This window comes from Pseudomonas promysalinigenes, from assembly GCF_014269025.2.
GTDB classification, from domain to species: domain Bacteria; phylum Pseudomonadota; class Gammaproteobacteria; order Pseudomonadales; family Pseudomonadaceae; genus Aquipseudomonas; species Aquipseudomonas promysalinigenes.
Genome location: NZ_CP077094.1, coordinates 458,488 through 475,894, shown reverse-complemented (window position 1 = coordinate 475,894; position 17,407 = coordinate 458,488). Strand labels below are relative to the sequence as shown.

At 61.0% G+C, this 17,407-nt stretch carries 19 protein-coding genes; 7 read left to right on the top strand and 12 right to left on the bottom strand.

Going from position 1 to position 17,407, the window contains the following annotated elements:
* Window positions 1-31: 31 nt before the first annotated feature.
* Together erpA and argC are read right to left on the bottom strand one after the other, a co-directional pair.
* Entirely contained in the window at window positions 32-382 is a 351-nt protein-coding gene (gene erpA, locus HU725_RS02155; RefSeq protein WP_015268740.1) for an iron-sulfur cluster insertion protein ErpA, read from the bottom strand.
* A gap of 145 nt (window positions 383-527) precedes the next feature.
* Entirely contained in the window at window positions 528-1,562 is a 1,035-nt protein-coding gene (gene argC / locus HU725_RS02150) for an N-acetyl-gamma-glutamyl-phosphate reductase (RefSeq protein ID WP_060477493.1), read from the bottom strand.
* 142 nt (window positions 1,563-1,704) lie between these two features.
* Between argC and hemJ the strand changes: the two genes are divergently transcribed.
* The 5 genes from hemJ (at window position 1,705) to HU725_RS02125 (ending at window position 5,174) form a co-directional block, all read left to right on the top strand.
* Window positions 1,705-2,130 carry a protoporphyrinogen oxidase HemJ gene (gene hemJ, locus HU725_RS02145; RefSeq protein ID WP_186478657.1) on the top strand — a complete coding sequence of 142 codons (426 nt, stop codon included), beginning with the start codon at window positions 1,705-1,707 and terminating at the stop codon, window positions 2,128-2,130.
* 94 nt (window positions 2,131-2,224) lie between these two features.
* Window positions 2,225-3,007 (top strand): SDR family NAD(P)-dependent oxidoreductase, encoded by a 783-nt coding sequence (locus HU725_RS02140; RefSeq protein WP_186478656.1) that lies wholly within the window; start codon window positions 2,225-2,227, stop codon window positions 3,005-3,007.
* 63 nt (window positions 3,008-3,070) lie between these two features.
* A complete protein-coding gene (locus HU725_RS02135) occupies window positions 3,071-3,409 on the top strand; it encodes a histidine triad nucleotide-binding protein (protein WP_012316537.1) in 339 nt (112 codons plus the stop codon).
* Between the two features lie 66 nt (window positions 3,410-3,475).
* Window positions 3,476-4,123 (top strand): 2-polyprenyl-3-methyl-6-methoxy-1,4-benzoquinone monooxygenase, encoded by a 648-nt coding sequence (gene coq7, locus HU725_RS02130; RefSeq protein WP_060477490.1) that lies wholly within the window; start codon window positions 3,476-3,478, stop codon window positions 4,121-4,123.
* A gap of 10 nt (window positions 4,124-4,133) precedes the next feature.
* On the top strand, window positions 4,134-5,174 hold the full coding sequence (locus HU725_RS02125; protein ID WP_186478655.1) for a DUF2157 domain-containing protein: 1,041 nt from the start codon (window positions 4,134-4,136) through the stop codon (window positions 5,172-5,174).
* A gap of 39 nt (window positions 5,175-5,213) precedes the next feature.
* Here the strand turns inward: HU725_RS02125 and HU725_RS02120 are convergent, their stop codons facing one another.
* Window positions 5,214-5,636 (bottom strand): OsmC family protein, encoded by a 423-nt coding sequence (locus HU725_RS02120; protein ID WP_016715792.1) that lies wholly within the window; start codon window positions 5,634-5,636, stop codon window positions 5,214-5,216.
* A gap of 191 nt (window positions 5,637-5,827) precedes the next feature.
* Between HU725_RS02120 and crp the strand changes: the two genes are divergently transcribed.
* The gene (crp, locus tag HU725_RS02115) at window positions 5,828-6,472 is read left to right on the top strand and encodes a cAMP-activated global transcriptional regulator CRP (protein WP_186478654.1); all 645 of its coding nucleotides are present in this window, start codon (window positions 5,828-5,830) and stop codon (window positions 6,470-6,472) included.
* Here crp and HU725_RS02110 read toward each other — a convergent pair.
* The 4 genes from HU725_RS02110 to HU725_RS02095 form a co-directional block, all read right to left on the bottom strand.
* Window positions 6,469-7,173 carry a lipoate--protein ligase family protein gene (locus HU725_RS02110; protein ID WP_186478653.1) on the bottom strand — a complete coding sequence of 235 codons (705 nt, stop codon included), beginning with the start codon at window positions 7,171-7,173 and terminating at the stop codon, window positions 6,469-6,471. The genes crp and HU725_RS02110 overlap by 4 nt on opposite strands.
* Window positions 7,174-7,239: 66 nt before the next feature.
* Window positions 7,240-8,073, bottom strand: a complete 834-nt coding sequence (trpC, locus tag HU725_RS02105; RefSeq protein WP_186478652.1) for an indole-3-glycerol phosphate synthase TrpC — start codon at window positions 8,071-8,073, stop codon at window positions 7,240-7,242.
* On the bottom strand, window positions 8,070-9,119 hold the full coding sequence (trpD, locus tag HU725_RS02100; protein WP_186478651.1) for an anthranilate phosphoribosyltransferase: 1,050 nt from the start codon (window positions 9,117-9,119) through the stop codon (window positions 8,070-8,072). The genes trpC and trpD overlap by 4 nt, the downstream gene beginning before the upstream one ends.
* 9 nt (window positions 9,120-9,128) lie before the next feature.
* A complete protein-coding gene (locus HU725_RS02095) occupies window positions 9,129-9,722 on the bottom strand; it encodes an aminodeoxychorismate/anthranilate synthase component II (protein WP_060477485.1) in 594 nt (197 codons plus the stop codon).
* 374 nt (window positions 9,723-10,096) lie between these two features.
* Here HU725_RS02095 and estP point away from each other — a divergent pair, with 374 nt between their 5' ends.
* Window positions 10,097-11,998 (top strand): esterase EstP, encoded by a 1,902-nt coding sequence (gene estP, locus HU725_RS02090; RefSeq protein WP_186478650.1) that lies wholly within the window; start codon window positions 10,097-10,099, stop codon window positions 11,996-11,998.
* Window positions 11,999-12,084: 86 nt separating this feature from the next.
* Here the strand turns inward: estP and trpE are convergent, their stop codons facing one another.
* The 5 genes from trpE to HU725_RS02065 all read right to left on the bottom strand — a co-directional run bounded on the left by trpE (window position 12,085) and on the right by HU725_RS02065 (window position 17,407).
* Entirely contained in the window at window positions 12,085-13,566 is a 1,482-nt protein-coding gene (gene trpE, locus HU725_RS02085) for an anthranilate synthase component I (protein WP_060477484.1), read from the bottom strand.
* A gap of 70 nt (window positions 13,567-13,636) precedes the next feature.
* Window positions 13,637-14,455, bottom strand: coding sequence for a phosphoglycolate phosphatase (locus HU725_RS02080; protein ID WP_186478649.1), 819 nt, complete (start codon window positions 14,453-14,455; stop codon window positions 13,637-13,639).
* Window positions 14,452-15,126 (bottom strand): ribulose-phosphate 3-epimerase, encoded by a 675-nt coding sequence (gene rpe, locus HU725_RS02075; RefSeq protein ID WP_060477482.1) that lies wholly within the window; start codon window positions 15,124-15,126, stop codon window positions 14,452-14,454. Before rpe ends, HU725_RS02080 begins: the two co-directional genes overlap by 4 nt.
* 194 nt (window positions 15,127-15,320) lie before the next feature.
* Window positions 15,321-16,148 (bottom strand): ABC transporter permease, encoded by an 828-nt coding sequence (locus tag HU725_RS02070; protein ID WP_060477481.1) that lies wholly within the window; start codon window positions 16,146-16,148, stop codon window positions 15,321-15,323.
* Window positions 16,149-16,159: 11 nt separating this feature from the next.
* The gene (locus HU725_RS02065; protein WP_186478648.1) at window positions 16,160-17,407 is read right to left on the bottom strand and encodes an ABC transporter permease; all 1,248 of its coding nucleotides are present in this window, start codon (window positions 17,405-17,407) and stop codon (window positions 16,160-16,162) included.

The following is a 17,407-nucleotide window of genomic DNA, read 5'->3' as shown; positions in this document are numbered from 1 at the left end:
GCAAATGCGCGGCGTTTTCATTGGATCTGTTTTAGATAGAGAATGAAGAACCGCAACCGCAAGTAGTTGCGGCATTCGGGTTCTTGATCACGAAACGAGAACCCTCCAGACCCTCCTGGTAGTCCACTTCGGCCCCGGCCAGGTACTGGAAACTCATCGGGTCGACCACCAGCGAAACGCCTTCGCGCTCGACGATGGTGTCGTCCTCGGCAACGTCCTCATCGAAAGTGAAGCCGTACTGGAAGCCCGAGCAGCCACCGCCAGTGACGAAAACACGCAGTTTGAGGCGATCATTGCCTTCTTCGGAAACTAGATTCTTCACCTTCTGCGCGGCTCCGTGGGTGAACTCCAAAGCCGTGGGGGTGAAGGTTTCGACGCTCATGTTGATTCTCCCGGCGCAGTAACCGCCATAAAACTCGATGAAGCGCATTATCCGCTTCTCCGAGAAAATTGGTCAAGAATTGTGCGGCTTTAGTCGTGACATACGAAAAGGCCCGCACTCGGCGGGCCTGTTGATCAGCGAACGCTTACGGCAGCAAGCCTGCATGAGACAGGCCCATGCGCTCATCCAGCCCAAAGAGAATGTTGAGGTTCTGTACTGCCTGGCCCGAAGCACCTTTGACCAAGTTATCGATGACCGACAACACCACCACAAGGTCGCCACCCTGCGGGCGATGAACGGCAATGCGGCAGACGTTGGCGCCTCGCACGCTGCGGGTTTCAGGGTGGCTCCCAGCCGGCATCACGTCGACGAACGGCTCATCGGCGTAACGCTTCTCGAACAAAGCCTGCAGGTCGACCGACGTATCCACCACATTTGCATAGAGCGTCGCGTGAATCCCACGGATCATTGGCGTCAGGTGCGGCACGAAGGTCAGGCCGATATCGGTGCCTGCGGCCAGGCGCAGGCCCTGGCTGATTTCGGGCAAGTGACGGTGACCTTTGACCGCGTAAGCCTTCATGCTTTCGCCAGCCTCGCAGAACAGCGAGCCGACCGCAGCACCACGGCCAGCACCGCTAACCCCCGACTTGCAGTCGGCAATCAGGCGGGAAGGGTCGGCCAGGCCAGCCTCGAGCAACGGCAGGAAGCCGAGCTGGGTGGCCGTCGGATAGCAACCCGGCACGGCAATCAGGCGGGCCTGGCGAATCTTCTCGCGGTTGACCTCTGGCAGACCGTAGACGGCATCCTTGAGAAGCTCCGGTGCCCCATGAGGCTGACCATACCATTTGCCCCACTCGGCTGCGTCTTGCAGGCGGAAGTCTGCAGAGAGGTCGATGACCTTAGTCCCGGCGGCGAGCAACTCGCCAGCCAGTGCATGGGCAACACCGTGCGGGGTGGCAAAGAACACCACGTCGCACGCCCCAAGGGCTTTACTGTCGGGCACGCTGAACGCCAGGCCATCATAGTGGCCGCGCAGGTTCGGATACATGTCGGCTACCGCCACCCCCGCCTCGGAGCGCGAAGTAATGACCGCCACCTCGGCCTGTGGGTGCTGCGCCAGCAGACGCAACAGTTCGACGCCGGTGTAACCCGTGCCGCCGACGATACCGACCTTGATCATAACGCTTGCCCCTTCTCAACGAGCCGTCTGGAAAGCGCACGATAATAGGGGCGCGAAGCGCCTGTAACAACTCTTGGGGTGCCCCTTCGGCCCTCTGGGCTCTACTATCTGACGACCGTGATTAGCTCAAGGAACTTACTCCATGCTTTACCTATGGATCAAAGCGCTGCATATCGTCAGCGTGGTCTGCTGGTTCGCCGGCTTGTTCTACTTGCCCAGATTGTTCGTCTACCACGCCCAGAGCCAGGACCAGATCAGCCAGGAACGCTTCATCACCATGGAGCGCAAGCTGTACCGCGGCATCATGAACCCGGCAATGATCGCAACTTATGTCTTCGGCGCCTGGATGCTTTACCTCAGCCCCGGATGGCTGAGTCAGGGCTGGCTGCACGCAAAGCTCACCTTGGTGCTTGTACTGACCGGCTACCATCACATCTGCGGGGCGCAGCGCAAACGCTTCGCTGCCGGCAACAACACCCGCAGCCACGTTTACTATCGCTGGTTCAACGAAGTGCCCGTGCTGCTCCTGCTAGCCATCGTAATACTGGTTGTAGTCAAGCCCTTCTGACGCCAAACCGGCGTCCCATGCCTTGTAGCAAAAGGCAACAACTCGCCCAGCCAGGCTGTACACTAGGCGCCCATTTGCGCCCCAGGAGCCTTGCATGACCCGTTACGCCATGATCACCGGAGCTTCCAGCGGGCTGGGCCTGGCCCTGGCGGAAGCCCTGGCGAGGCGTGGGCGCAGCTTGATACTGGTGGCACGCCATCGCGAAACCCTGGAGCCCGTTGCACTGGAGCTGGCCCAGCGCTTCGGCGTCGAAGTGCTGCTGCGCGCCTGCGACCTCAGCCAGCCCCTGCGCCTGTCAGGGTTTGTGCTGGAGCTGGAAGAAGGTGAGCGACGCATCGACCTGCTGGTCAATTGCGCAGGGCAACGCACCTATGGGCCATTCCTGGCCCACGAGTGGGCCGATGAGCAAGATCTGCTCGAGGTCAATGTCCTTGCGCTAAGCCGCCTGTGCCATGCCATCGGCAACCTGATGGCCGTGCAAGGTGGTGGGCAGATTCTCAACGTCGCGGGCTTGGCGGCAGTGGCGCCCGGCCCAGGCATGGCCACCTACGCTGCCAGCAAGGCCTATGTCATGCATTTCAGCGAAGCCCTGCGCGAGGAGCTCAAGCCAGCCGGCATCAAGGTATCGGTCCTGTGCCCCGGCCCAGTGCGCTCAGCGCGACGCCCCATACCCCGGCTTGAAAACCACAGCGGTTGCCTGAGCCCGGAAGAGGTGGCGCTGTATACCGTGCGTGCCTTGGCTCGAAACCGTGCAGTGATCATGCCGGTGCTTCGCAACCGCTGGCTGGCATTCACTACACGCCTGCTGCCACGCTGGTTGACCCGCAAGCTGGCCGGCTTCATTCACCGCCGATACTGCCCGGTCGGCGTGGAATAGCCACTGGGCGAGTGGCCTGCGGCTGAGTACACTCGGCCCGACACTCACCATGGAGAACGTGCTGTGGACGATTTATTCATCAAGATCATCAACCGGGAAATCCCGGCCAAGATCATTTACGAGGACGACCAGGTTCTGGCGTTCCACGACATCGCGCCGCAGGCGCCAGTGCATTTTCTGGTTATCCCGAAAAAGCACATCCGCACCCTCAACGACCTGACTGAAGAAGACAAAGGCCTGGCCGGTCATATCCTGTTCACTGCCCAGCGCCTGGCAAAAGAGCTGGGCTGCGAAGACGGTTTTCGTGTGGTCATGAACTGCAACGAGCAAGGCGGTCAAACCGTCTACCACATCCATATGCATGTACTGGGTCAGCGCCAGATGCATTGGCCACCGGGCTGACCCAAGGCAAGCCCCATCCGGACTATTGAGGTAAACTGTCGGGCATCACTTCAGCGGAGGTGCCCGATGGCCACCGAACGTCACTACTCGCCGCTCGACCGCTTGTTGCTGCAGGCCGATACCGCCATGCGCACCTTGCTGCCCTTCAGCGGCCAACCTTCCCGCCCGTCGCCAGCGATCATCCAACCGGATACCCAGCTCGATGACGACCAGACTCGCCACATCGCCGGCCTCATGCGCATCAACCACACAGGTGAAGTCTGCGCTCAGGCGTTGTATCAGGGCCAAGCCCTGACCGCCAAACTGCCGCAGGTACGCAAAGCGATGGAACAGGCGGCCGAGGAAGAAGTCGACCACCTGGCCTGGTGCGAACAACGCATCCGTCAGTTGGGCAGCCACCCGAGCGTGCTCAACCCGTTGTTCTATGGAATGTCGTTCGGCATCGGTGCCCTCGCCGGCTTGGTCAGCGACAAGGTCAGCCTGGGTTTTGTCGCTGCCACCGAACACCAAGTGTGCAAGCACCTGGACGAACACCTGGAGCAGTTGCCCGAACAGGACGAAAAATCACGCGCCATCCTCGAGCAAATGCGGGCAGATGAAGAACAGCACGCTGAAACTGCGCTGGAAGCGGGCGGCTATCGTTTCCCCAGGCCTGTACGGTTTGGCATGAGCCTGCTGGCGAAAGTCATGACCAAAAGTACCTACCGCATCTAAAGGCGCACAGATGATGGAACGTATCGACGCCAAGGATCTGGCGCGCGCCGTACAGGCAGGCATTCTCCAGCCTGGCCAGGACCAGGCCCTGCTGGCGTTCTTGCGCCAGCAGCCCTGCGCCCAGGGTAGCTTCCAGCTAGCCCATGTCGCTTTTTATTTCGGCGCACTGTTGATCATGGGCGCGATGGGCTGGCTGCTCACCGAAGCCTGGCTGTCGATCGGTGACGGCGCATTGCTGGCTGTCGCTGTGCTCTATGTCGCTGGCCTCACGTTGCTCGCCCTGAGGCTGCAGAGCCGTGCGCAAACCGTTGCCGCCGGGGTTCTGGCTGCCGTTGCCGTCAGCATCGTGCCGTTGGCGGTGTTCGCCATCGAGCGGTTGATCGGCTGGTGGCCACTGGATGACGCTCAAGGGGATTACCACCAGTACTACACCTACGTACAGGGCGGGTGGCTGGTGATGGAGGCGGCGACCGTGATCGCTGGGCTACTGATGTTACGCCTGGTGCCCTACCCGTTCGTGGTGATGCCGATTGCCGTTGCTCTGTGGTTCATGTCGATGGACCTTAGCGAATGGGTTCACGGCTCGGCGTTTTCGTGGGAGCAAAGGCGCACCGTATCACTTTGGTTCGGGCTCGCCATGCTACTGGTCTGCCTGGTGGTCGACGGGCGAACTCGCCAGGACTACGCCCATTGGGGCTATTTGGCTGGCCTGGCAGCGTTCTGGGGTGGGCTGACGATGATGGAAAGCGACAGCGAACTGGGCAAAGCGCTTTACTGCCTCATAAATCTAGGTTTGATGGGCGTAGCCGTGTTGTTACGCCGGCCTGTCTTCATGGTGTTCGGGGCGATGGGCGTAGCAGCTTACCTTGGGTATCTGTCTTACGAAGTATTTGCCGAATCTTTGATGTTCCCAATCGTGCTTACCCTTATCGGCCTGGGCTTGATCGGCTTGGGAGTCGGATATCAGAAAAAGCGAGAGCAACTGAGCCAGGCGGCTAGGGACTGCCTGCCACAATGGTTGCTCAATGCCCTGCCGGCCTTGCGAGGCTGACCAGCGCCAGGGCTGCGATGCAGCCCTGATTCCCAACACTCAGCCCAGCTCTACGATTTCGTAACCGTGGGTGATTTCAACGCCGGCACGCTCGAGCATGATCGAGGCCGAGCAATACTTCTCGGCCGACAGCTCCACAGCCCGCTTGACTTGCGCTTCTTTCAAGGCGCGGCCTTTGACCACGAAATTCATATGGATCTTGGTGAACACTTTAGGGTCTTCACTGGCGCGCTCCGCTTCCAGAAACGCTTCGCAGCTTTCCACAGCCTGGCGTGACTTCTTCAGAATACTGACCACATCGAAACTGCTGCAGCCACCAAGGCCTAGCAAGAGCATTTCCATCGGCCGTACGCCCAGGTTGCGACCACCGGCCTCCGGAGGCCCGTCCATCACCACGACGTGGCCGCTGCCCGACTCACCGAGGAACATCGCTTCACCGGCCCACTGGATGCGTGCCTTCATCTGTCCGTACTCCTGGATTTCGCAAAAGGGTGCCAGCTTAAGCTTTGTATGCCTGTCGGAAAAGCTCAATGCGATTCGCTTTAGTGCCAAATATTCCGGCACTGTCTGATAAGCTGGCGCCAATTGACTGGCGCGTCGCGTTGGTCAAGGTCAAACAAGCGCCTATGCCTCGCATCGAACAGGATTTCGTGATGGTTGCCTCCGCCCTACCCGCCAAGATCAAGAACATCGACAAGCTGCTGATTCACTGCCAGCGCCGGCGGTACACCGCCAAAAGCAACATCATCTGCGCCGGTGACCATGCCGAAACCCTGTCCTTCATCATCAAAGGCTCGGTAACCATTCTGATTGAAGATGACGAAGGGCACGAGATGATCATCGCCTACCTCAACAATGGCGATTTTTTCGGTGAGTTGGGGCTGTTCGAGCCAACAGGTGGTGGGCAGCAACGTAGCGCATGGGTGCGCGCCAAGACCGAATGTGAAGTGGCCGAGATCAGCTATGACAAATTTCGCGAACTCGCCCGCCTCGACCCGGAGATTCTTTACGCCCTGGGCAGTCAGATGGCCCAGCGCCTGCGCAACACTACCCGCAAGGTCGGCGACCTGGCTTTCTTCGATGTCACCGGCCGGGTAGCCCGCTGCCTGCTGGATTTGTGCAAGCAACCGGATGCCATGACTCACCCCGACGGCATGCAGATCAAAATCACCCGCCAGGAGATTGGCCGCATCGTCGGCTGCTCTCGGGAAATGGTCGGCCGCGTGCTCAAGGACCTTGAAGAACGCAGCCTCGTGCAGGTCAAGGGTAAGACCATGGTGGTCTACGGTACCCGTTAATCCTTGGGCAGTGCAGCCAGCACCTCTTGGTAGGCCACCGACAGGCGCTCGAACCAGGGCGCCTGGGGAGCTACTTCGTGCAGAGCGATATGGCTATCGGCGCGGCAGCGCTGCTGCAGATTGCAACATTCATTGAAACGATTGACCGCCGCGACCATCGACTCGCGCTGGTTGTCCAGCAGCAGTGCGCCATGCACCAGTACTACCGGGCGTTTGCCGCCCATGCCCTGGCGCCAGCGCTGGGCCGTGCCGACCAGCTTGCGGCCATTGAGGTTGACGTTGTAGCGGCCATCGCAAAAGGCGCCGTCGATCTCCCCCACCGAAGCGACGCCCCCCCACTCACGCAGCACCTCGCACAACGGCAGGCACAGGCGCTCATAGGCGCTTTCGATACGGCCATGGTCGCCTTCGCTGCGCGGGGCCACGTAAACCAGTGCCACGTTCACCGTGGCATGCGACTGGGGCACAGGCTCGCCCCCGGTTTCGCGCAACAGCACCGGCCAACCGGCGATAGCCAGCTCCGCACAGGCTGCTTCGAAATTGTCCAGCCGGCTCATGCGCCGGGGCATGACCAAGGCGTGGTCAGTGGGGCGCCAGAACAGCACGCCGGCATCGCGTTCGCCACGGCAAACCGCGGCCAGCAGCTCTTGCTCGGCATGCAGCCCTTGCTCGACGGTGAGCGCCAGGGGTTGATCGGTCATTGATCCACCTTCGCTAGGGTTTTTGGCAGGCCTGAAAAAGCCGGCACGAAGCCGGCTTGGTGTCGATCAGTCCAGAGGCTGAACGGTTTTCTTCACCTGATCCGGGAAGAACAACCGCTGCAGCTCCAGCCCTGGGTTCGGGGCGCGCATGAAGGCCTCACCGACCAGGAACGAGTAGACGTCGTTGATTTCCATCAATTCGACATCGGCGCGGTTGAGGATACCGCTCTCGGTGATTGCCAAACGGTCACGTGGGATCCGAGGCAGCAAATCGAGGGTGGTTTCCAGGCTGACCTCGAAGGTATGCAAGTTGCGGTTGTTGACCCCGACCAGCGGTGTATCGAGGGTCTTCAACGCGCGCTCGAGTTCATCGCCATCATGGACTTCCACCAGCACGTCAAGGCCAACATCCTTAGCCACCGAAGCCAGTTCGGCCATTTTCACGTCATCCAGCGCCGACACGATCAACAGCACGCAGTCCGCGCCCAAAGCGCGTGCCTCGACGATCTGGTACGGATCGACCATGAAATCCTTGCGGATGACCGGCAGTGAAACAGCTGCGCGAGCCTGTTGCAGGTACTCGTCCGCGCCTTGGAAGTAATCCACGTCGGTCAGCACCGACAGGCAGGTCGCGCCGCCCTTCTCGTAACTGACGGCACAGTCTGCCGGCACAAAATCCTCACGTATCACGCCTTTACTGGGCGAAGCCTTCTTGATCTCTGCAATCACCGCCGCCTGCTTGCGTTTGGCCTGTGCAATCAGCGCTGCAGCAAAACCACGTGGAGCATCAGCGGCTTTGGCCAGCCCTTCAAGTTCGGCAAGGCTGACCCGGGCGCTACGCTCGGCGACTTCCTGGAATTTGCGGGCAATGATCCTTTCCAGCACCGTCGGCACACTCATGCTTCGTTCTCCACCTTAAATACTGCAGTAAAGGCACCCAGCTCCTGCAGCTTCTCCCAGGCCAGCCCGGTATGCAGAACGTCGTGGGCCAGTTCCACGCCACTTTTCAGGCTCATGGCATGGTCAGCGGCGTAGAGCGCCGCGCCGGCGTTGAGTACAATCATTTCGGCCGCCTTCTGGCCATTTTCGGTCTTGCGCCGACCTAGAGCATCACGGATCAGCTCCAGGGAGGCCTGCGGGGTTTCCACCGCCAAGCCATGCAAACTCTGGCTTTTCATACCGAGGTCTTCGGGTTCGACCCAATACTCGGTGATTAGATCGTTCTTGAGTTCGGCAACGAAGGTGGGCGCTGCCAGGCTGAATTCGTCCAGGCCATCCTTGGAGTGCACCACCAGCACATGCTTGCTGCCCAGGCGCTGAAGCACCTCGGCCAGCGGGCGGCACAATGCCTGCGTGAACACGCCAACCACCTGATGCTTCACACCGGCCGGATTCGTAAGCGGGCCGAGCATATTGAACAGGGTGCGCAGCCCCAGATCGCGACGCGGGCCTGCAGCATGCTTCATGGCGGTGTGGTGGCTTTGGGCGAACATGAAGCCTATGCCCAAGCTGTCGATGCAACGGGCAACCTGGGTCGGCGTAAGGTTCAGGTATATGCCAGCGGCTTCCAGCAGGTCGGCGCTGCCGCTCTTGCCCGAAACGGCGCGGTTGCCATGCTTGGCTACGGTGCAACCTGCAGCGGCGAGCACGAACGACGATGCGGTGGAAACATTGAAAATGTTGGCCCCGTCACCGCCAGTCCCGACGATGTCGACGACGCCATCGAGGCTTTTCAGCTCGACTTTGTCGGCCAGCTCGCGCATCACCGACACGGCGCCGACGATCTCATCGATGCTCTCGCTCTTCATGCGCATGCCCATCAGGAAGGCGCCTATCTGCGCCTCGCTGCACTGGCCGGTCATGATCTGGCGCATGACGTCGCGCATTTCATCGGTGCTCAGGTCCAGGTGGCCGACGATGCGGCTCAACGCGCTCTTGATATCCATGGTCGATCCTTAGCGGTGGCCGCCGGTCTGCTTGAGGAAGTTGGCGAACAGCTCGTGGCCCTGCTCGGTGAGGATGGATTCGGGGTGGAACTGCACCCCTTCGATGTTCAGGGTCTTGTGGCGCAGGCCCATGATCTCGTCGACCGAACCGTCATCATGGGCAGTCCATGCGGTGATTTCCAGGCAATCGGGCAGGGTCTCGCGCTTGACTACCAGCGAATGGTAACGGGTGACCGTGAGGGGGTTGTTGAGCTGGGCGAATACGCCGAGATCGCGATGGTGTACAGGGCTGGTCTTGCCATGCATGACCTGGCGGGCACGCACTACATCACCGCCGAAAGCTTGGCCGATGGACTGGTGGCCAAGGCATACCCCCAGGATCGGCAGCTTGCCAGCGAAATGCAGGATGGCATCGATGGATACGCCGGCTTCGCTTGGAGTGCATGGCCCTGGCGACACGACGATGCGCTCAGGGTTGAGCGCTTCGATTTCGGCGATGGTCATTTCGTCATTGCGAATGACCTTGACCTCGGCACCGAGCTCGCCAAGGTACTGAACGACGTTGTAAGTGAATGAGTCGTAATTGTCGATCATCAGTAACATCGGGCTAAACCTCTTGAATCTACTGACTTCAGATAACGAACCTTCCTACAGCAACTGCGGGCGCGGATTGGCCACAAGGGCAGTTACTAAACAATAAGGAAGGCAAACGGGGGCGGGCCGGACGGGCCGGCAGGAGATAAAGTCAGGCGCGCCAACGCCAACGGGCGTGGGCCTTGATAACGCGCATCAAGAGTTTGCTGACGATCAACACAGAATAGGTCTCGCTCATACTTGCACGCACAGTAGCCTACCGGGACGGCGGGCGCAATATGCCCGTAAACACGGTGAAACCAATCGACTTGGGAGGCATGCCCGGCGATTTGCTAAGGTCAAGCAGCTAGTTCACATAAAAACAATGAAAAGGATGTTCAACGATGCGAAAAGCACCTTTGCTGGGCTTTGCCCTCGCCACCCTAGCCCTGGCCTGCAGCCAAGCCCTGGCGGGGCCATCCCCCTACTCGACCCTGGTAGTGTTCGGTGACAGCCTCAATGATGCGGGGCAGTTTCCTGACCTGATCGGTGGCACCTTGGGCATGCGCTTCACCAACCGTGATGCCGATGGCCAATACGCCCCGGTATCGCCGATGATTCTCGGTGGCAAGCTGGGCCTGAGCGCAGCCGAGCTCGGGCCGTCGACCTCGCTGAGCCACCAGGCCCTTGGCCTGCCCGACGGCAACAACTGGGCAGTTGGCGGCTATACCACCCAGCAGATCCTCGACTCGATCACGACTACATCCAGGGCTGTCATACCACCCGGCCAAATTGGCGCGGGAACATCGCTGCGCGATCGGCCTGGCTACCTGGCCAACGGCTTGAGCGCCGATCCAAATGCTCTGTATTACCTTGCCGGTGGCGGCAATGACTTCCTCCAGGGCCTGGTCAACAGCCCTGCCGATGCCGCTGCGGCCGGTGCTCGCCTGGCCTCAAGCGCCCAAGCGCTACAACAGGGCGGCGCCCGCTACATCATGGTGTGGATGCTGCCAGACCTGGGGCAGACGCCAAACTTCAGCGGCACACCACAGCAGACTGCACTCTCGCAGCTGTCCGGCGTGTTCAACCAGTCGTTGGTCAGCCAGCTGGGCCGTATCGACGCCGAGATCATCCCGCTCAACATCCCGGTGCTTCTCAGCGAAGCGGTAGCCAGCCCGGCGCAGTTCGGCTTGGCGGCCGATCAAAACCTCATCGCCACCTGTTACAGCGGTAACGGCTGTGTGGAAAACCCACTCTATGGAGCCAACGGCACCCTACCTGACCCGAGCAAGCTGTTGTTCAACGACTCGGTGCACCCGACCATCGCCGGGCAGCAACTGATCGCAGACTACGCCTACTCGATCATATCCGCTCCATGGGAACTGACCCTGCTGCCAGAGATGGCACATGCCAGCCTGCGCGCGCATCAGGATGAACTGCGTAATCAGTGGCAATCACCATGGCAGGCTGTCGGCCAATGGCAGGCTTTCGTCAGCACGGGCGCCCAGCACTTGGACTTTGACGCGCAGCCCGGCGCTGCCAGCGCGGACGGGCGTGGCTACAACCTGACTCTTGGCGGCAGCTACCGGCTTAACGATGCCTGGCGCGTCGGTCTTGCCGGTGGCGTATACCGGCAGAAGCTGGAAGCCGGTGAACAGGACTCGGACTACAAACTCGACAGCTATCTGGCCAGTGCCTTCGCCCAGTTCAGCCAGAACCGCTGGTGGGCCGATGCTGCACTCAGTGCCGGCCAATTGGACTATCGTGACCTCAAGCGGACCTTCGCGCTGGGCATCAACGACCGTAGTGAAAAAGGTGACACCGATGGCCAAGCCTGGGCCGTTACTGCGCGCCTAGGCTACAACCTGGCGGCCGACGGCAGCCGCTGGCAATTGGCCCCCTTCATCAGCGGCGACTACGCGCGCGTGAAGGTTGATGGCTATGACGAAAAGAGTGGCCGCTCGACAGCGCTGGGCGTCGATGACCAAGACCGTACATCACGGCGCCTGGGGCTTGGGCTGTTGGGCAGTGTACAGGTAATGCCGAGCACCAAGCTGTTCGCCGAGGTGGCGCAAGAGCACGAGTTCGAGGATGACCAGCAGGATGTGACCCTGCACCTGACGACATTGCCGGGCAATGACTTCACGCTGACAGGTTATACGCCCCACAGCGACCTGACCCGGGCGAGCCTGGGGGTGAGCCATGAACTGGTGGCGGGGGTGCAGCTGCAAGGTAACTACAACTGGCGCAAGAGCGACGAGCTCAGGCAACAAGGTGTGAACCTGAGTGTCAGCGTCGATTTCTAGAGAGGCGCGGCCCAGTCATGGGTGAACCCGCTCCTACAGGCAGCACAATTGTCGAGTACGGCAATCGCCTGTGGAGCGGGCACCTGTTACTTAGCAGAGGTCTGTTCGGCCAAGGCCACTGCGCGGAACATGGCCCGGCGCTTGTTGATGGTTTCTTCCCACTCCAGCGCGGGCACCGAGTCGGCGACGATACCGCCACCCGCCTGCACATGCAGCTCCCCATCTTTGATGACTGCGGTACGGATGGCAATCGCGGTATCCATGTTGCCGTTCCAGGCGAAGTAACCCACCGCACCACCGTAGACGCCGCGCTTGACCGGCTCCAGCTCGTCGATGATCTCCATTGCGCGGATCTTCGGCGCACCCGACAACGTCCCTGCCGGCAAGATCGCCCGTAACGCGTCCATCGCGGTCAGGCCCTCGCGCAAGTGGCCTGTTACGTTGGAAACGATGTGCATCACGTTCGAATAACGCTCGATGACCATTTTCTCGGTCAGCCGCACGCTACCAGTGGAGGACACTCGGCCAACGTCGTTACGGCCGAGGTCGATCAGCATCAAGTGCTCGGCGATTTCCTTGTCATCCGAGAGCAAATCGTCTTCCAGCGCCCGGTCGGCCTCCTCGGTCGCGCCGCGCGGGCGAGTCCCGGCAATCGGCCGCACCGTCACCAGGTTGTCTTCCACGCGCACCAGCACTTCCGGCGAGCTGCCAACCACATGGAAGTCGCCGAAGTTGAAGAAGTACATATAAGGCGTCGGGTTGAAGCAACGCAGGGCCCGGTAGAGGTCGATCGGTGCAGCCTTGAAATCGATCGACATGCGCTGGGAGGGCACTACCTGCATGCAGTCACCCGCCAGAATGTATTCCTTGATTCGCCCTACCGCATTTTCATAATCGTCGCGGGTATAGCTTGAGCGGAACTCAGGCTCGGCTGCCATCGGGCCACTGAGGTCCAGGCCCCGGCGTGGGGTGATGGGCTGACGCAGTTTCTCCAGCAAGCCTTGCAGGCGGGCCTGCCCTTGCTCGAAGGCCTGCTCCTGGGCAGGGTCGACCAACACGATGGCGTGCATCTTGCCCGCTAGGTTATCGAATACCACCACCGCATCGGAAACCATCAACAGGATGTCCGGCACGCCCAACGGATCTGGGTTGGGGCTTGCACCGAGGCGTTTTTCCACATACCTGACACAGTCGTAGCCGAAATAGCCAACCAGGCCGCCATTGAAACGTGGCAGCCCAGCAATGTCGGCGACCTTGTACCGCTCCTTGAAGCGCTCGACGAAGGCCAGCGGGTCTTCGACGTCATGGCTTTCGACCTCTACGCCATCATGCAGAATGCTCACGTGATAGCCATGCACCCGCAACACGGTGCGCGATGGCAGGCCAATCATCGAGTAACGGCCCCACTTCTCGCCGCCCTGCACAGACTCGAGCAGATAGGAGTTGGGTTGATCGGCCAGTTTCAGATAGATCGACAGCGGTGTGTCGAAGTCGGCCAGGGTTTCACAGGCCAAAGGGATGCGGTTGTAGCCGGTAGCGGCCAGGCGCAGAAATTCTTCGCGGGTCATGGGTAGCCTCGTGGCAAGCAGCAATAGGGTCGGGCAAGCGGACGGGCCGGCAGGCGCCGGCGGGCAGGAGTCAGGCGCGCCAGCGCCAACGGGCCAGGGCCTTGATGACTTTCATCCAGAATTTGCCAGTGACCGCCACGGGGGACTCTCTGTCTTGGGAGGCTTGAAGGTCCGCCAACGTTATCCCAGTGGCCGGGTCAGCGCAACCGGGCAGCAATGCGCGAAGGTCGTCGACTACCAGGCTGGGGGATTCTTCGGTGATCGGCCGGCCGTGGTTGTAGCCGTAGGTCAGGCCCACCGATTGCACGCCTGCCGCCTTGGCCGCCTGCACATCGCTGCGCGAGTCACCGACGAACAACGACTGCTGGGGGCTGACGCCGGCCATTTGCATGACGAACAGCAGCGCCGCCGGGTCGGGCTTCTTCTGCGGCAGCGTATCGCCGCCAATGATCCAGCGGAAATACCGGCCGATTTTCATCTGGTCGAGCAACGGCGCGACGAATCGCTCCGGCTTATTGGTAATCAGCGCCATCTCGACGCCATGCTTGTGCAGCCAGCGCAAAGTATCCTTCACACCCGGATAAAGCACGGTGAGCTCATGGCTTTGGGCATAGGCCTCCATGAACAACGCCAGGCCTTTTTCGGCCAAAGCATCATCCACGGTATCGTGCTCGATGCCGCCTGCCAGGGCACGGCGCACCAGCACCTGGGCGCCATTGCCGACCCAGTGGCGTACTGCCTCCAGGCCTGCCGGTGGGCGCCCAAGTTCGAGCAGCATGCGGTCCACGGCAGCGGCCAGGTCAGGTACCGAGTCGATCAGGGTGCCGTCCAGATCAAACATCACCAGCCTGGGCAGCGCCCCCGGGAACAGCTGCTCGAAGCCGCTCATGGGCGGGCCTGAGCCAGTTCGGCGCGCATCTTGGCGATGACTTCCTGGTAGTCCGGCGCGTTGAAGATCGCCGAGCCCGCCACGAAGGTATCCGCGCCAGCGGCAGCGATTTCACGGATGTTGTTGACGTTGACGCCACCGTCGATTTCCAGGCGGATGTCGCGGCCACTGGCGTCGATCAAGGCGCGGGCTTCGCGCAGCTTGTCGAGGGTGCCTGGGATGAACTTCTGCCCGCCAAAGCCTGGGTTCACGCTCATCAGCAGTACCATGTCGACCTTGTCCATCACGTACTTCAAGGCATCCAGGCTGGTGGCCGGGTTGAACACCAGGCCGGCCTTGCATCCGCCATCCTTGATCAACTGCAGCGAGCGGTCGATGTGCTGCGAGGCTTCCGGATGGAAGGTAATGTAGGTGGCACCGGCTTCGATGAAGTCGCCGATGATACGGTCGACCGGGCTTACCATCAGGTGTACGTCGATCGGTGCGGTCACGCCGTATTTGCGCAGCGCGGAGCACACCATCGGGCCGATGGTCAGGTTGGGGACGTAATGGTTGTCCATGACATCGAAGTGAACGATGTCGGCACCCGCAGCCAATACCTTGTCGACGTCCTCGCCAAGACGGGCGAAATCGGCAGAGAGTATGGAGGGGGCAATAGCGTAGGGCTGCATGGCGCACCTGTTGGCAGAATCACGGTGGCGCGCATTGTAACTCAGGGAAGCAGTTGACGGCTGATTAGCATCAACCTGAAGCGGCCTCTTTGCGGCGAAAGCCGCTTCCACGGTTTTCAGTGCGTCTCACTGCCTGCGCAGGCTCGGTGAGAGCGGCTTTAGCCGCGAAAAGGCCGGTTCACGGGGTAACCTGATCAGGCAGGCTGCTGGGTCCTGAGCTTCTCGCTGCGCCCGCGCAGCCACTCCAGCGTCAGCAACAGCACCACCGAGAAGGCGATCAGCAGGGTCGCCGCCGCTGCAATGGTCGGGCTGAGATTTTCGCGAATGCCACTGAACATTTGCCGTGGCAGAGTCGCCTGTTCAGGCCCGGCGAGGAACAGCGTCACCACCACTTCATCGAAGGAAGTGGCGAAGGCGAACAGCGCGCCTGAAATCACACCCGGGGCAATCAGCGGCAAGGTCACCCGACGGAAGGTCAACAGCGGCGAAGCACCCAGGCTGGCCGCAGCGCGTACCAAGTTGTAGTTGAAGCCCTGCAAGGTAGCCGACACGGTGATGATGACGAAAGGTACGCCCAACACCGCATGCACCAGAATCAACGAGGTAAAGCTGTTGCCCAGGCCCAGCGGCGCAAAGAACAGATAACTGGCCACACCGATGATTACCACCGGCACCACCATGGGCGAAATAACCAGCGCCATCACCAGCGACTTGCCCGGGAAATCGCCACGGGTCAGACCAATCGAGGCCAGGGTGCCGAACACCATCGCTAGTACGGTGGCCGCTGGCGCGACGATGATGCTGTTCTTCAGCGCACGCATCCACTCGGCCGAGGCGAAGAAGTCGTGATACCACTGCAGCGAAAAGCCCTGCAGCGGATACACCAGAAAGCTGCCGCTGTTGAACGAAAGCGGCACGATCACCAGCACCGGCAGCACCAGGAAAAGCAGTATCAAGCCGCAAAGGATGCGCAGGGTGTAGAACCAAACCCGTTCGACGGGCGACATGTAGGGGCTCAGCATCTCAAGGCTCCTCAGCTCAGGCGCAGGCGGCTGGCGCCGACCAGCCAGCTATAGATCAGGTACAGCAGCACGGTCGCCAGCAGCAACAGCCCGCCTAGCGCCGTAGCCATGCCCCAGTTGATGCTGGTGTTGGTGTAGAAGGCGACGAAGTAACTGACCATCTGGTCGTTGGGGCTGCCGAGCAGGGCCGGGGTGATGTAATAGCCGATGGCCAGAATGAACACCAACAGGCAACCGGCGCCCACCCCCGCGTATGTCTGCGGGAAATACACCCGCCAGAAGCTCGCAAACGGGTGGCAGCCAAGGGAAATCGCCGCGCGCATGTAGCTGGGCGAGATCCCCTTCATGACGCTGTACAGCGGCAGGATCATGAACGGCAGCAGGATGTGCACCATCGAGATGTAGACCCCGGTGCGGTTGAACACCAGTTCCAGCGGTTGGTCGATGATGCCGATCGCCATCAGAGCACTGTTGATCAGGCCTCCGGACTGCAGCAACACGATCCACGCGGCCACTCGCACGAGGATCGAAGTCCAGAACGGTAGCAGCACCAGAATCATCAGCAGGTTGCTTTGCCGCGTCGGCAGGTTGGCCAGCAGGTAGGCCAGCGGGTAGGCCAGCACCAGGCAGATGGCGGTGATCACCACACCCATCCACAGGGTGCGGGCGAAGATGTCCAGGTAGATCGCTTGGTCCGGCGTGGTCTTGGCCAGCTCGCCGAGATCATCGATGCGGTGGTCCACCGAGGCCAGCAGGTAGAACGGCGTCACCGAGCTGGTGTTGCGGCGGATCGCCTGCCAGTAAGCAGGATCGCCCCAGCGCTCGTCCAGCGCCTGCAGGGCATCCTTATAAGAAGCAGGCTCGGCCTTAAACGGCATTGCCCGTGCAGTTTTGGCCAGCAGGCTGCGGTAACCGGCCAACTCCATGTTCAGGCGTTTGGAAAGGTCGCCCAACGTTTGGTTCTTGCGCGATTCGGCCAGGTCCTGGCTCAGCGCCTTGTAGACGTCTTCGCCTGGCAGGCTCTTGCCGTCCCACTGGCTGATCAACTCGACGGTGCGCGGCAAGCCGCCGACTACCTCCGGGTTGCCGACGCTCTTGTACAGCAGCGCCGCGATCGGCACCAGAAACACCAACAGAAGAAACAGCGCCAGCGGCGCGATCAACGCCTGCGCTTTCCAGCGGTTGACCCGCTCGGCACGTTTGAGGCGCTGTTTAAGATTTGGACCTGCGCCTTCGTTGAGGGGCACTGCAATGGCCAT